The sequence below is a fragment of the Pseudoalteromonas luteoviolacea genome (assembly GCF_001750165.1).
GTDB lineage: Bacteria > Pseudomonadota > Gammaproteobacteria > Enterobacterales > Alteromonadaceae > Pseudoalteromonas > Pseudoalteromonas luteoviolacea_G.
Genome location: NZ_CP015411.1, coordinates 1,447,249 through 1,462,683, shown reverse-complemented (window position 1 = coordinate 1,462,683; position 15,435 = coordinate 1,447,249). Strand labels below are relative to the sequence as shown.

The window sequence follows — 15,435 nt, the reverse complement described above, 5'->3', positions numbered from 1 at the left end:
CAATTACACCGGCATGCTCATAATGTCTTTATAAGCTTCGACAAGTTTGTTACGAACTTGTACGGTTGCTTCAAAGGCCACAGATGATTTGTTTTTCGCAATCATTGCCTCGGCAAGAGAAACACTACGATCGCCCATTTCCACTGCCGTCACTTTAGATTTTGTATCTCTTTGTAAATCTGCAACCGTGTTAAGAGCGTTTTGCAAAATATCGCCGAACTGCGCGCTAGAAGTTGCAGCACTTTCTTGAATTGGCAATTTAGCCTGTGGTTGAACTCTACCGGCCTGAGATGCCATTGACTGCATTTCTTGGTATAAACTGGTGTTTTGAATTTTCATGTTGCTCACCCTGTCAATTCTGATACAAGGTATAATGCACCATTCATGCCAACTTTAAATTATTTATAATCAATAGCTTATCAACAAATTGGAGAGGACGTTTTTTTGACAGGTTATAAAGCAACCAGAATAATTCTGGTTGCTTTATTAAAAAGTTAAGCGGGTACAGGCAAACCTAAATCTCGCATCTTAGCAAGTTTATATCTGAGCGTTCTTGGACTGATCCCAAGTATTTCAGCAACATCTTTACGCTTACCATTGCAACGGGTGAGTGTATCCAAAATAATTTGATGCTCTTTATCTTGTAGCTCTTCCTTATAACTCATGCTATCACTCTGATTCATTGAGGCAGCCTCGGCAGCAGGTTCAGAATGATATGGAGAAGCATCAAGCTCAACTGGGGTTGGAGTAAATGCAGACTCACTAACCATTTCAATTGGTGTCAAGTTTTCAATAAAAATATCAGCATCAGATACTTGGCCACCCTGTTGTAGTATTAGGGCACGTTGAACGACATTATCTAATTCTCGTACATTGCCCGGCCATGCATGTTGTAACAGCTTTTGCTGAGCAGCAGTAGTGAGCGACGGCACAGGTTGACTAGACTTCTGACAATGCCTTTCAATTAAATGTTTAGCCAAAGGTACAATGTCTGCTGCCCTGTCTTTTAGTGGTAGCCACGTCAATGGAAAGACGTTCAATCGATAATACAAATCTTCACGGAATTTACCTTCGGCGACAGCATCTTTTAAATCTCGGTTACTGGTTGCCAAAACTCTGACATCTAGCTCAATCGTTTTTCTACCACCAAGTCGCTCTACTTCCCGCTCTTGCAATACACGGAGCAACTTCGCTTGTAAGCCAAGATCCATTTCCGTGATCTCGTCCAGCAAAATAGTCCCTTTTTGTGCTTGTTCGAATTTACCCGGGCAAGCTTGGATCGCGCCAGTAAAAGCACCTTTTTCATAACCAAATAAAGTCGCTTCTAACATATTTTCAGGAATAGCAGCGCAGTTAATCGCGACGAAAGGCTCATTTTTACGCTCAGAGCTATCGTGGATATAGCGTGCCAACACTTCTTTACCTGAACCACTGGGACCTAAAACCATAACACTGGCATCGGACAGTGCCACTTTTTTGGCAAGGTTCAATAACTGAAGGCTTTTTGCATCTGCAACAATAGGACCATCAGTTTCTTTTTCTTTTTCCGGCATGTATCGGCTAACCATATTGAGTAGCACCTCTGGCGCAAATGGCTTTGCCATGTAGTCAATCGCCCCCAAGCGCATAGCTTCAACAGCATCGTCAATGGTGGCATATGCCGTCATCATTAATACCGGTAAATTTGGAAAGTTCAATTTGATACTTTTGAGCAGATCTATACCACTCATTTGGCCCATTTGAACGTCACTGACAACGAGTGAGAAACTTTGCTGCTTAAGCAATATCATGGCTTGTTCAGCGCTATCAGCCTCAACACAATCAATGCCAGCAAGCTCTAGAGTGTCCAATAGTGCTTCACGTAAACCTGCGTCATCTTCAACGACTAGAATTTTATTGCTCATACAACCTCCTGAAGTTGAGTATGTTGAGATATGGGTAACAGCATACTAAAGCATGCTCCTCCGTTTGACGTATTGTTTACTTCAACACGTCCTTTATGCGAGTTTGCCACTGAACTAACAACCGCTAACCCCAGTCCAGTGCCTTGTGATTTAGTAGTAAAGAAAGGTTCAAATAATTTATCTGCCAAGCTCATATCAACCCCTGGTCCGTTGTCACAAACCGAAATACGAACATGATCTTCTTTGTCACGCACAGCGCTTAAGGTAATGAGTGCACCAGAGCCTATCACCTGTACGCTGTTGTGGATCAAGTTTTGAACTGCGCTGGCGAGTGCTGTCTTGTTACCAATAATTTCAATGTCAGGATCTGGTAAGATAACATCCAGCTGAGCATTATGGAGTGATACCATGGCATCGGCTCCAGCCTTCACTTCATTAAGAAGTTGCTGCATAGAAACTTGTTCAATCACTTGCTGTTCGCCACTTTTGGCAAATAGCAGCATATCATTAACTTGATTCTCAAGGTCTTTCAGTCGCGACATCAGTTTATTGTGAAACTTTTCTCGGGACTTAGTTGGTAAGTTCTCACTACCCAAGTTAGCACCATAAAGCATAGCGGCAGAGAGAGGTGTTCTGACTTGGTGTGCAAGTGATGCCACCATTTTTCCAAGTGCACTTAAGCGCTGCATATGTGCAACACGCGCTTGCAATCGACGCGTCTCGGTCAAGTCAGTCATCAAAATTAACTGACCAGGTTCAGGTGTAAGCGCGGTGATTTCCAGCTTAATTAAGCGCCCATCCCGCAACGACACTTCATGACCGTCATCTTGTTGCGGACTAAAAGAACGCTGAATTATGTTAAACCACTTTTCACCCTCAAGCGGTTCACCCAACATATCTTTAGCAATTTGGTTTGCTTTGGCAATCATGCCTTGCCCATCTAAAACAACGATGCCTGCGGGCATAGTATCAACCAAATGGCTCAACCAGCTTGCTTGCTGTCGCAAGTCGCTCAGCTCACCAATATACGCTTCTTGCAGCAAGCAAGGGTTAAAATGGTTTTCTGGCACAAATTGTGGATTTATCACTTTCGCTAACGCCATGACACTACTCTCATGAATCTTCCTAGCATGAATAAAGCAAATGACGTGCCAGATTTATTTTTCAATTTTTACAATAACTTACTATTGATTTTAAGCAGACAAAACTTTGACACACGTATTATAGGTACTCTCCAAGCTCTTATTTCATGTAAAATACAAAAATGCTAAACGTGCGCTAACGAGTACAGTTAAACCTTGATTTTAACTACTCAATGTAAGATAAATGCTTATACCTTTATGACACTCTATCTAGGAGCATATTTATGTGCAAAAGATGCTTATGGCTTGATGAGAGTAAACCTGATTATGTTGCATACCATGACCAAGAGTGGGGCGTACCCGTCTGGGACGATAACAAGCTATTTGAATTTATTACCCTCGAATCGGCACAAGCTGGATTGAGCTGGTATACCATCTTAAAAAAGCGCGCAAATTATAGAGCCGCTTTTAAAGAGTTTGATGTGCAGAAAGTCGCAAATATGTCAGAGCGAGATGTCGAGACACTGATGGAAAATAAAGGAATTGTGCGTAATAGAGCCAAAATATTGGCCACCATTAACAATGCACAGCGCTTTATTGAAGTACAAGCGACCTATGGTAGCTTTGCTAAATATCAGTGGGCATTCGTAAATTTCAAGCCCATCATCAATGACATTAAAAGCAAAGAGGACTACCCTGCCACCAGTGAAATAAGCGAAAAGTTTGCCAAAGACTTAAAAAAGAAAGGGTTTAAATTTTTAGGACCCACTACAGTTTATGCGCATATGCAGGCTTCTGGGATGGTTAATGATCATGATAACGACTGCCACGCCAAGCAGCCGCTAATTGACCTGTTGGCTACGCTAAACATAGCCGATGAACTAAACAATGCGTGTGGTTAATCTGACCTAATCTCTGTTGAGATTATACTTCTTCATTTTTTCCACAAGTGTTGTGCGCCTTACACCCAATATTTCCGCGGCTCGTGCCACCACGTAATCGTATCGCTCCAATGCTTGAGTTATAAGGCTAACCTCTAAATCTGCTAAGTAATCTTTTAATTCGATCCCCTCATCAGGCAGTAAACCAAGCATAGGTTGCTCAGGCGCTATGATCTCCTCTTCCTCCTCAAAATCACTAAAACCTTCACTAAACAAGTCATTGAAGGCATCTCTTTCCATAAGTTCTTCAGGATATTCAGGCTCAAAAGCTTCCACTTCAATATAACGATACTTTGTTGGTAAATCTGTAACATCAACCAATTTGTCAGGAAACATAATCGCCATTCGTTCTACCAAGTTAGCCAACTCACGTATATTTCCAGGCCATGCATGTGACTTAAGGCTCTCAACCGCTCTATCAGTGAACTTCACGCCTTTATTACCTTGCTCTGTTACTCGACGAAGTAACTCTTTTAACAACAAAGGAATATCATCAACACGCTGACTCAAAGACGGATTTTCTATTGGAAAAACATTAAGACGATAAAATAAGTCTTCTCGAAACTTACCTTCTTCTATCATCTCTTCAAGATTGCGGTGCGTTGCAGCAATAACACGGACATTCGCCTGAATAGGCTTGGTTCCACCAACTCGCTCATAGCTGCGCTCTTGTAAAACACGCAATAGCTTAACTTGCATTTGTAGTGGCATATCGCCAATTTCATCTAAAAATAGGGTGCCATTTTGAGCAAGTTCAAAGCGCCCTTTTCTCGCAGAAATAGCGCCTGTAAATGCGCCTTTTTCATGGCCAAACAACTCACTCTCAAGTAGCTCTCCAGGTATCGCGCCACAATTTACTGGTACAAACGGGCCATCCGAACGATTTGAAAGCAAATGAACATTACGAGCTACAACTTCCTTACCTGTTCCTGACTCACCTAAAATCAGGACATTGGCATCCGTTTGTGCAACTTGTGAAATAAGGAAGCGAACTTCTTTGACTGCATCCGTATCCCCAACAAGGCCATCAAATGACTTCGCATCTCTACCTTGCTCCGTTTGACCCGGTAATAAGCTTAAATACTGCTGACAGTCATGTAACAATTGCATTGTCACATCGTGGCTAAATGGTTCTGTGATCAACCCAATTACATTTGCCAGGGATAACAAAGGTCTTAGCGTCTCTCCGACTAGTATAAACGGCTGCGCAGGCAGGCTTTTTATGTGGCGCTCATGATCCAATCCGTCGAGTGCACCCAATACGACTTTGCATTCTTGATATTTTTTGACCAACTCAGGGGAAAAGTCAGATTCAGCAACCACGCATGCTGGTTGCCCACAAAATGACAACGCGGCAGCTAGTCCAGAAGCGCGATTATTGTTGTTATCGATGATCAGTATCATTTGGACTGGATCCGAGAGTATTTATAAGTCTATGAGTATGATTGTAAGGGAGTATCTTAGGGATGCAATACCTAAGTGGCAAATTATTGACGTAAACGCCAAATAAATGCCACGGAGTATGTTTTTAATCAATACAATAGTATTAATTTATTACTGAAGGAGGTTTAGCACGGATGACGCAGATTGATTTGCTTGTCCTCTCAAAGCTACAGACGTTTGCGACAGAATATCATTTGCTGTTCTTTGTGCTGCTGCTTGTGCGAAGTCAGTATCTGCGATACGACTTTGGCTTTCTGCAATTCTGTCACTCTGGTTGCCTAACCCTCTTATGGTGCTATCCAACGTATTTTCAAACGCACCTAACTGAGATCGTTGAGTATTAACATCTTTAGCGACCTGATCTGCTGCTGTAATGGCAGCTTGCGCCCCCGCCTGCGTCGAAATATCAACACTTAAAATACCAGCCGCTACAGTGCCGTCTGTCGGAGTAAAGCTTTGAGTAGTGTTAGCATCAGGGCCTACTTGAAAACTTGCCTGCTCCCCATCAAATAACGGGTCACCACCAAATGTCGTGTTCTCAAATGTCTCTGTAATTTGAGTTTGTAGCTGAGATACTTCATCTTGCAAAGCTTGCCTATCACTGTCACTCAAAGCACCACTTCCCGCTTGAATTGACAATTCTCTGATACGACTCACCGCATCATTCACACCAGATAATGCAGAATCAGCTGTCTGAGAGTAAGAAATACCATCGTAGGCATTACGGATAGATTGATTGTAGCCTTCTTGCTGAGACGTTAAACGATTAATAATTTGTAATGCCGCAGCATCATCAGCTGCTGAGTTTACCTTTTTACCGGTAGCAAGCTGCTGGTTTAATTTATTATTCGCTTGCTCTGTCTTATTAAAGAAAGAGTTACTCGGTGAATTAATCTGTAACATGACACCTTCCTCCGCAATACTAATAACCTTAGTCTACGCCTATTAGTGCAAAAAGTCACCTAAAGCCTAAAATTCACCTGCCCTCTCTCGTTAAATACTGCAAAATTTAAAAAAGTGATATAAAGTATTGAGTAATCAATTTTTTTAGGATTCAAGGGCGAATTCTTTACCTAATACTTTTTTCCATAGCGTAAAGAAATCATTGCACCTTTAGACGGGTAAAATATGTTTGATAATAAAACAATCTTGATTACTGGCGGAACAGGATCGTTCGGGAAAAAATACGTAAAGACTCTACTAGAAAGGTATAACCCTAAAAAGATTATAGTTTTTTCTCGTGACGAGCTTAAGCAGTTCGAAATGCAGCAAACTTTTAATGCGCCTTGCATGCGATACTTTATTGGCGATGTGCGCGATAGAGATCGACTTCGTAGAGCCATGCAAGGTGTTGATTACGTCATCCATGCAGCCGCACTTAAACAAGTCCCAGCCGCTGAATACAACCCGATGGAGTGCATTAAAACCAACATCAATGGCGCTGAAAATGTCATTGAAGCTGCGCTAGATTGTAATGTGGATAAGGTCATCGCATTATCTACTGATAAAGCCGCTAATCCAATCAACTTATATGGTGCAACCAAACTTGCCTCTGACAAACTTTTTGTTGCTGCAAATAACATGTCGGGCGGTCATAAAACCATGTTCTCAGTTGTCAGGTATGGCAATGTAGTTTGCTCTAGGGGCTCAGTGGTCCCAGTCTTCCAAACTTTTGTTGATGAGCAACGAGACCACATCCCCATTACTCACCCAGATATGACAAGGTTTTGGATAAGCTTGCAACAGGGTGTTGATTTTGTTCTAAAGAACTTTGAACGCATGCTAGGTGGCGAAATTTTTGTACCAAAAATCCCTTCCATCAAGATTACCGATTTAGCAACAGCCATGGCGCCAAATATCAAGCAAAAAGTCATTGGTATACGGCCTGGTGAAAAGCTACATGAAGTAATGTGTCCTGAAGATTTGTCCTTTGACACTTATGAGTTCGATGATCACTTTGTTATTGCACCAGGTATTAAATTCAGTAGTCGCGTTAATGCGTTTGACGTCAATGCGCTTAATGAAAAAGGCAAACTGGTTGCCCCAGGGTTTGAATATAATTCGCTAACCAACCCTGAATATCTGACGATAGAAGAGATAGCTGAATTTAATAAACAGGCCTTGTTATGATCCCATATGGAAAACAAGCTATCTCCCAACAAGATATTGATGCAGTCATTGAGGTATTAAATTCACCTTGGTTAACACAAGGACCCAAGGTGCCGGAATTCGAAGCTGCTGTCAGTCAATACTGCCAAGTAAACTTCGCCACAGCGGTAAACAGTGCAACGTCAGCGCTTCATATTGCTTGTCTCGCGCTTGGTGTCGGTCATAATGACATTGTATGGACGTCCCCAAACTCGTTTGTCGCATCTGCTAACTGCGCCTTATATTGTGGTGCGAAAGTCGACTTTGTCGATATTGACCCTCATACTGGCAACCTATGCGCACAAACACTCGCTGCAAAACTAGAAATCGCACAGCAAAATAACACGCTTCCTAAAGTAGTAATTCCTGTTCACTTTGCTGGACAGTCTTGCGACATGGCAGCAATTCATACACTTGCTAAGCAATACGACTTTAAAATCATCGAAGATGCATCTCATGCTGTCGGTGGGAAATATAAAAATAGCCCTGTTGGTAACTGCCAGTATTCTGACATCTGTATTTTTAGTTTTCATCCTGTCAAAATTGTCACTTCTGCAGAAGGTGGAATGGCATTGACCAACAATAAGGCATTGGATGCGAAATTAAAGTTGTACCGTAGTCATGGTGTAACGGCAGATCCTAGTCTGCTGGAGAATGACCCGCACGGACCCTGGTATTATGAGCAGCAAGTACTAGGTTTTAACTATCGAATGACAGACCTACATGCTGCACTTGGGGCCTCTCAACTTAAGCAATTAAACCAATTTGTTAGCAAACGAAATACACTTGCTAATTACTATGATACTCTGTTTGACGCACATGCAAACGTTCACCCTTTAAAGCAATGTGGTGGCGTGTACAATGCGTATCACCTTTATGTGGTTCGAATTGTTGACTGCACTGGCGAGTTACACGAACACTTAGTCAAAGAATTAAGAGCAAAAAATATATTTTGCCATGTACATTACATTCCGATTTATTTACAACCATATTACCGTCAACAAGGTTTCTCCCAAGGTTACTGCCCTAATGCAGAGGCTTACTACCATAGTGCAATCACTTTACCTTTATTCCCTGAATTAACTCAGCAGGAACAGGAATATATCGTTGCTACGCTCGTCGATGTGCTCGACGTATTGAGCGATGATCAACTATAGGAAAAATTCATGTCAAATCGCTGTTTAAAACTCGCATTCATCGGGGGCGGCGCAAATTCAGCTGTAGGTTATGTGCACTTTTCAGCCGCCCAATTAGATAACCGGTTTAAAGTCGTTGCAGGTGCATTTAGCCGCGACAAAAAGCACAATCAACTGACTGCGCAGCAATGGGGTATTGCTGATGAACATACCTATGATGACTGGCAAGAAATGCTCCAGCAAGAGCGAAATCACATTGATGCAGTTGTGGTGCTCACCCCCACTCCCCATCATTTGGAAGTACTTGAAGCACTCTTTAAACTTAATATTCCGACTATATGCGAAAAGTCTTTGGTATGCGGCAGTGATGAAGTGCAGCAGCTTGCAGCACTATACGATGCCAAAAAGCACTTTCTTGCTGTGACATTTAACTACTCCGGCTATGCCATGGTCAGAGAGCTCAAAAACCTGATACAACACAATAAACTCGGTGTGATTCAGAAAATCCACTTAGAGATGCCACAAGAAGGGTTCAAAAGGCCACCAGCCATCGCAGGTAAGGCATCACCTCCTCAGGCTTGGCGATTGAAAGACTACGCAGTTCCTACTATTTGTCTTGATTTAGGTGTACACCTACACCACCTTTCTAGTTACTTACTCGACTTAGAACCTGAAAAAACCAGCGCTCTGTTTGCAACACACTCAGAGTACACTAACTTAGTCGATGACGTGCAAATGCTGCTTAAGTATCCCAACAACGTCACCGGTAGCATGTGGATGTCTAAAACAGCCATAGGTCATAGAAATGGGCTTAAAGTGCGCGTCTATGGGACCGAGGGCAGTGCAACTTGGTATCAATTAAACCCAGATGAGCTTGAGTTAAATTATAACGACGGCCGCAGAGAGATCCTCGATAGAGCGGGTCAATGTCAGTACGCGAATCAATTCAGGTACAATCGAATGAAGCCTGGCCACCCAACTGGGTTTGTCGAAGCATTTGCCAATTTATACACCGACATTCACCACGCGCTTGTTAGCTACTTAGATAAAACAACGAATACAAACGAGTATGTATTTGGATTTGAACAAGCTCGTGATGGCCTCGCATTATTTGAGGCGGCTACGCGTTCAAATGAATCTGGTAGCTGGGAAAACATAAAGTAAACATAAGAGAGTGAAGGACAAGCCTTCACTCTCTTATTGGTTTTGTAACTTCACATCATTTCTTAAAACTTTACCCATTTGATTTCGTGGCATTTCGGGTAATCTCACCAAGTGTCTGGGCTGCTGATAATCCGTCAGTTCCTGCAAACACATTAAGCGCAGTACTTTATCTAATGATTCATCACTACGCTGTTCATAAACGACTTTGATAATCTCACCCAACTGAGGCTCTTCAACACCAAATGCGACACATTCAATAATGTCGGGATGACGCTTTATCACAGATTCAATATCTTGTGGAAAGATATTTATCCCTCCACTGGAGATCACTTCTTTCTTTCTGCCAACGTAGTATAAATATCCCTGTTCATCAATATACCCCAAATCACCAGTATAAAAATAACCTTGCGCATCATACGCCTCATGAGTCGCATCAGGCATTTTATGATAGCCACTGAAGCCTGTAATTGTCTTGCAGGCAATTTCACCAATCTGGCCTGCATCAAGCAGAGCACGCTCAGGAGAACAGATTTTTATATCTACAAATGGCAGTGGTTTTCCAACACTGCCATTTTTGTTTGGCAGATCCGATACACAAAAATCCGTTACTACGCCCACCTCAGATGCACCATAACATTCATGAAAGGCGCAATCGAGTTTCTCTAGTAATGCCTTTTTAGAATCAGCATTTAGCACCGCTGACGACGACACCAAACACCGCAGTGAACTCAAATCGAACTCAGGACCTCGATAAGACAGTAGACTCTCCAACTGTGCAGACACTGCAAACAGGAAACTGATGTGATGTGTTTCAATCGCATCTAACCAGCTTTGCAGCACAAACTTCACCATGATCACCGTGGTTGCGCCCAACATTAAAGGCATAAGCACGCCGCGCTGAGCTAAGGAATGATAAAGTGGTGTTGCAACCAATACTTTGTCTTGTTTATCTAAGCCATAGTAATTTTGTGTTGCTTCAATGGCTCTTTGCACCTTACAGTGCTGACTTAGAACAATCGGTTTAGGTGCGCCAGTCGAGCCAGATGTCATGGTCAGTATAAACGGCGCATGTACGTCAATATCGTTTTTCAAATCTGTCGACGTATCAACACAGGGCTCTAAAAATACTTGCTGCCAGGTAACCTCCCCAGCAACGCTTTTTTCAAAACTGATCAGCTTATCTCGTTCTACCAAATCTTTCTCAAGTAACACTTTACTAATGGTTGGCCAAGCTAATACAGCAGCAACAGGCGTTTTCTTTAACGCAACTTCTAATGCCGCGCCCTTTAAACTCATTGGCAATGGCACAATCGCTAACCCCATTTTGGCAGCTGCCATCAGGACAATCGGGTATTCAATACCATTGGGTGCAAACAGCGCAACTCGGTGACCAGGTGTTAGCCCCATCTGAAAAAAATAGGATGTTAATCGACAAACTTTATCGTCTAACTCTCGGTAACTTAGGCACGTATGTTTAAATATCACCGCCGTTTTATCTGGCATCGATAAAACGTTACGTTTGAAGATTGAATAAATTCCATCCATTTTAGCCTCCGCCGACGGGGAACTTTGCAACATAATTAAACTCTTCCTGTGATGCTTGAGAGAATAGTTGCTGAGTAACTAGATACGCTTCTGAATCCGTTCTTAAGGCAACAAACCCTTCTTTTTGATTCAGCAAGTTGACGAACTTATTGTCTTTATTGATCACGGCAACCCAAACCGCTTCAGGGTGTAAATCATGGCAATAGGTCAATTGCCATTTTAGGATCAGTTGTGCGTGAACGAAGTTAACTTTATCACTCGCAGCAAACCACCCACCGAATAAATACTCTTTATTATTATGACGATACACTTGGTGCCATACATATACTAACGGCTCGTTATCTTGTTCCAGCACATAAGAATGGCGTTGATTATTGTACCACCACGTATAATGGTCGATGGGTTTAATCGTGTCAGTTATTGTCATTCGCCACATATTTTCCTGACGATTACGCGCCGCTAAATATCGATTTATATCACCATCAGTAATAGTTCGAACTTGAAGTGAGCTACTTATCTTTGATACCACTTCAGGCGACACTTTTACAGGCTCAGGTAATAATAGAGGATCCGCGCATATTCCTTGAGTAATATAATCAGCAATACGACAAGCGCCTTTTCCATCTACGTCAATGGGTGGGCTACTTCTCAGTTGTGTTTGTCTATCTCGGTGTTCATACAAGGTCACGATTAGCCGAGCCACTTTTTCCGCTGGATATGTCAGTAATGCTTCCACATGATGAAAATGCCCAAGCTGCTCTAAGTCTTCTATATTATTCTCTTGATTCGCAGCAAGAGAAAATGTCAACGCGGGTGTTTTAGTTGCAGCCAATTCGTATAAAGAAGTCCCTAGCGCCCCAACAAATAAGCCTGTGCTCCGATAGTATTGCGCCAAGCTCTGTGGCGAGTGTATCAGTTCTACTTGTTTAAATTGCTGACCCAATGCCTCCAATTCATGTGTATTCTTAGCTTTAGGACCAACAATGGCTATCAGCTTGACTTCTGGCAGTACCAAACACAACTGCTCAATGATTTTAGCAAGTGCGCACCAATCACCGCCGCCACCTAAAGAAAAGGTAATGCATTCATCTCGAGAAGCGGCAAATTCGCTTTGGTAATATTCGGGTGACAAAATCGCAAACTGCGGACCAAGCATTAAATCTGTATCGGGTGGTGTTAAGGCATCATATCGGCTTTGCGTTGCATTGCCTGCCCACTTCATATCAACAACCGCATCAGCACAATGTTCACGGGCCAAGTCATCGAAAGCTAACAGTTTCAGTCCTGCTTGTTTCGCTGTATTTTCCCACTTTAAACCAAAATTATAGCCATCCAATACAAGCCACTTAGTTGGCTGTTCAAGGGTATTTAGATAGTTAAGACAGAAACTAGCGTCATCCTCGCAATGGTTAAACGGCGGAACAGTCACGCAAATTGCATTGAGCTCAGAAAAAAAATGTTCAATCACATTGCTTTGATCAACAAAAAACAGCGTTTGCTCATTTCTTTTTTCCAATTCTAACGCTAACCACTTCATTCTCATAAAGTGGCCGAGCCCACATTGCGTATCAACACGAAACGCTATCATGCTTTACCCAAAACCGCAGATACGAGATTACCAACAATGGCATTTTTTTCATCCAACAGTAGCTCAGGAGATACTTCAACAGAAAAATGCGCCTCTATTCCCATGGTAAGGGTTAGGATCTCAAACGAATCCAACGCCCCTTCTGTCACAAAGTTATAGCTTTCGAGCGAAGAGGAAGCCAATAGCACTCCTCGCTCCTCCAAGAATTGCTGGATGTAGTCAAGTAAAGACTCTCTAGTAGCCATTATTGTAAATCCTCCCAGCTCAACTGTGCTCCACAAGTTAGCGCTTTATTAACACGACGACCAATCAGGTTAGGCAACTCTTTTGGCATAATCTCACCTCCACCGGGTCTCATTTGTCTTAAATGCTCAGCAGTCAGTACCTCATTCGCTTTGATATCTTTCACAATGTATACACAGCGACGAGCTTTTGACGCCTCGCTAGGATAGTGTACCGTGCCCATGGCTTTTTCAATTTGACGCACACCATGTACCAACGCCTTTAACTCATCGGGGGTCATTGAGAAAAAACTATCTGCGGTATTGTCTTTTTTATCTAATACGAAGTGCTTTTCAATCATACATGCGCCAACTGCAACCGACGCTAAAGGTACATCATTCCCAAGCGTGTGATCCGACAGCCCAACAGGACAACCAAACGCATCACGCATATGTGGAATTGTTCTCAGATTTATCGACTCTGCAGGCGCAGGATACGTGCTCGTGCACTTCATTAATGCCAACGCTTCAATACCCGCATCTTCAGCAACTTTAACGGCTTCGGCAATTTCTGTCAGCGTGGCGCCACCAGTAGACATGATCACTGGTTTTTTCGTCGCTGCAACATCCCGTATCAATTGATGGTCAATCAGCTCAGGAGAAGCAATCTTGTATGCAGGTGCATCAAATTGCTGCAATAGGTCTACAGCCGTCTTATCAAATGGCGATGAAAAACAAGTTAGCCCAAGTTTTGCTGACAATTCAAATAGCTCTGCATGAAAGTCCCAAGGCATGTAGGCATCTTTATACAAGTCATGCAAGTATTGCCCCTTCCAAGGGCCTGTTGCTTCAAAATGTGGTAACTTGCAATCCATTGTCAGGGTATCTGCGGTATAAGTTTGCAATTTTATCGCATCGGCACCAGCCTCTTTTGCTGCATGTACCAACTCTTTCGCTTTACTGAGCGATTGTCCATGATTCGCTGACATTTCAGCAATGACGTAACATGGAAAATCATGGCCGACTTGGTGGCCGTTAATTTCAAATGACTTTTTAAACTTCATATTATTCTCGCTTTTCGAGCGCCATTGTTATATTTCAATCAGTTACAGGCTCTTAGGCACGGCATAAAATTGCGTCTCTAAATACCAGTGTCCTTCTTGGCGTAGATAGAAATCATACTTTCCGGGTGCAAAGTTTTCTATTAATAATGGAATTTCCCATAAATCTTGTGGCCTATGGTAAAGAGACAATGCCAACGTTGGTTCATTAGCACTGATATAGTGCTGCGCTTGAACCAATGCGTCATAGTCCGCACCTTCAATATCCATTTTCAAAATATTGCACTGCACCCTGTTCATCAACTCACCTAGATCAGCAGCCTCTACGGTATGCTCACTGTCTACTTGTTCGTCAAATACCACTTCTACTGTGGACGCTGATGCGTTCTCATTTACAACTAAAGCTGCATTTGCAGGCAAACCCACTGCGACCCTTTCAACGGCAATAAAATCTTCTGGCAATGACATACTTTTCAATCTAGCTTTAAGCTTTTCTACATTGCTCACACAGATTTCTACACCGGTATATTTCTCAATTCTTTCGCCATAGCGTTGATAAAAACCAGCAAACGTATCCCCATCATATATGCCCACGTCTAATACATTCAGTTGCGGATAATCGTATAGGCCTTTAACTTGCGGCGGGAAATACATCTCGTACTGCTCAGGTAATGCATAATCTTCTGCACTCGGGTTTGAGCGATAACGTACGATCTTATCAAAAAGTTGCTTTGAAGTAGCATCGGCCCATAATGGTGCTAATTGCTCGCATTTACTAACATTAACTTGACTTGAGGCGGGCGCTTGCATCCATAAAACACCGCACTCGTTTAAGTTTGTCAAAGATTCTGGAAACGCAGCAAATACATCTAATGTCTCAACAATATTGGTAAACCCTTTAGCCTCAATGGATTCAGTGACACCAGCAAATCCCAAAATGGTCACCAAGACTGGTAAATCAGTAGCAAACTCTTGATCTCCAAACACTTCAACAGGTACACCACAGTAGCTGTCGAATCTAGGGGCACGATCCAATATCGCCAATGGTAAAAGATCAATTTTTTCAAGATAACGTAGAAGTGCTTGCCCATAATGACTGGCACCGTAAACGTAAAAACCACCACTTTCTAATTTCAATTGCAGCTCCCAGTGTATTTATATTTTATTCAATAGTTTAAGCAAATTTTAGACCGATATGGTCA

General features: G+C 42.4%; 14 protein-coding genes. 4 read left to right on the top strand and 10 right to left on the bottom strand.

All coding sequences use genetic code 11. The features are described 5' to 3' along the window. Positions 1-3 precede the first annotated feature (3 nt). The 3 genes from fliE to S4054249_RS06355 all read right to left on the bottom strand — a co-directional run bounded on the left by fliE (position 4) and on the right by S4054249_RS06355 (position 3,007). The gene (gene fliE, locus S4054249_RS06365; RefSeq protein ID WP_046357588.1) at positions 4-339 is read right to left on the bottom strand and encodes a flagellar hook-basal body complex protein FliE; all 336 of its coding nucleotides are present in this window, start codon (positions 337-339) and stop codon (positions 4-6) included. Between the two features lie 155 nt (positions 340-494). Continuing rightward, a complete protein-coding gene (locus tag S4054249_RS06360) occupies positions 495-1,904 on the bottom strand; it encodes a sigma-54-dependent transcriptional regulator (RefSeq protein WP_046357587.1) in 1,410 nt (469 codons plus the stop codon). After that, positions 1,901-3,007: a sensor histidine kinase gene (locus tag S4054249_RS06355; RefSeq protein WP_046357586.1), complete on the bottom strand. Its 1,107-nt coding sequence runs from the start codon at positions 3,005-3,007 to the stop codon at positions 1,901-1,903. Before S4054249_RS06355 ends, S4054249_RS06360 begins: the two co-directional genes overlap by 4 nt. Positions 3,008-3,270: 263 nt before the next feature. Here S4054249_RS06355 and S4054249_RS06350 point away from each other — a divergent pair, with 263 nt between their 5' ends. Continuing rightward, complete coding sequence (locus S4054249_RS06350; RefSeq protein WP_046357585.1) at positions 3,271-3,888, top strand: DNA-3-methyladenine glycosylase I; 618 nt, start codon at positions 3,271-3,273, stop codon at positions 3,886-3,888. Positions 3,889-3,894: 6 nt separating this feature from the next. Here S4054249_RS06350 and S4054249_RS06345 read toward each other — a convergent pair whose 3' ends face one another. Further along, positions 3,895-5,331, bottom strand: a complete 1,437-nt coding sequence (locus S4054249_RS06345; RefSeq protein ID WP_046357584.1) for a sigma-54 dependent transcriptional regulator — start codon at positions 5,329-5,331, stop codon at positions 3,895-3,897. Positions 5,332-5,481: 150 nt separating this feature from the next. Continuing rightward, positions 5,482-6,273, bottom strand: a complete 792-nt coding sequence (locus S4054249_RS06340; protein ID WP_046357583.1) for a flagellin — start codon at positions 6,271-6,273, stop codon at positions 5,482-5,484. A gap of 225 nt (positions 6,274-6,498) precedes the next feature. Between S4054249_RS06340 and pseB the strand changes: the two genes are divergently transcribed. The 3 genes from pseB to S4054249_RS06325 are packed head-to-tail and all read left to right on the top strand — an operon-like array spanning position 6,499 to position 9,818. Next, positions 6,499-7,500, top strand: a complete 1,002-nt coding sequence (gene pseB, locus S4054249_RS06335; RefSeq protein WP_046357582.1) for a UDP-N-acetylglucosamine 4,6-dehydratase (inverting) — start codon at positions 6,499-6,501, stop codon at positions 7,498-7,500. Further along, positions 7,497-8,675 (top strand): UDP-4-amino-4,6-dideoxy-N-acetyl-beta-L-altrosamine transaminase, encoded by a 1,179-nt coding sequence (gene pseC, locus S4054249_RS06330; protein ID WP_046357581.1) that lies wholly within the window; start codon positions 7,497-7,499, stop codon positions 8,673-8,675. The genes pseB and pseC overlap by 4 nt, the downstream gene beginning before the upstream one ends. A 9-nt stretch (positions 8,676-8,684) precedes the next feature. After that, positions 8,685-9,818 carry a Gfo/Idh/MocA family protein gene (locus S4054249_RS06325; protein ID WP_046357580.1) on the top strand — a complete coding sequence of 378 codons (1,134 nt, stop codon included), beginning with the start codon at positions 8,685-8,687 and terminating at the stop codon, positions 9,816-9,818. Between the two features lie 33 nt (positions 9,819-9,851). Here the strand turns inward: S4054249_RS06325 and S4054249_RS06320 are convergent, their stop codons facing one another. From S4054249_RS06320 to S4054249_RS06300, 5 genes are read right to left on the bottom strand one after another with little or no spacing between them, the layout of a single operon-like run. Beyond that, entirely contained in the window at positions 9,852-11,363 is a 1,512-nt protein-coding gene (locus S4054249_RS06320; RefSeq protein ID WP_046357579.1) for a class I adenylate-forming enzyme family protein, read from the bottom strand. 1 nt (position 11,364) lies between these two features. Beyond that, positions 11,365-12,951 carry a PseG/SpsG family protein gene (locus S4054249_RS06315; protein ID WP_046357578.1) on the bottom strand — a complete coding sequence of 529 codons (1,587 nt, stop codon included), beginning with the start codon at positions 12,949-12,951 and terminating at the stop codon, positions 11,365-11,367. After that, positions 12,948-13,196: an acyl carrier protein gene (locus S4054249_RS06310; RefSeq protein WP_046357577.1), complete on the bottom strand. Its 249-nt coding sequence runs from the start codon at positions 13,194-13,196 to the stop codon at positions 12,948-12,950. Before S4054249_RS06310 ends, S4054249_RS06315 begins: the two co-directional genes overlap by 4 nt. Then, positions 13,196-14,236: a pseudaminic acid synthase gene (gene pseI, locus S4054249_RS06305; protein WP_046357576.1), complete on the bottom strand. Its 1,041-nt coding sequence runs from the start codon at positions 14,234-14,236 to the stop codon at positions 13,196-13,198. Before pseI ends, S4054249_RS06310 begins: the two co-directional genes overlap by 1 nt. A 42-nt stretch (positions 14,237-14,278) precedes the next feature. After that, a complete protein-coding gene (locus tag S4054249_RS06300) occupies positions 14,279-15,370 on the bottom strand; it encodes an FkbM family methyltransferase (RefSeq protein ID WP_046357575.1) in 1,092 nt (363 codons plus the stop codon). Positions 15,371-15,435: the final 65 nt, after the last annotated feature.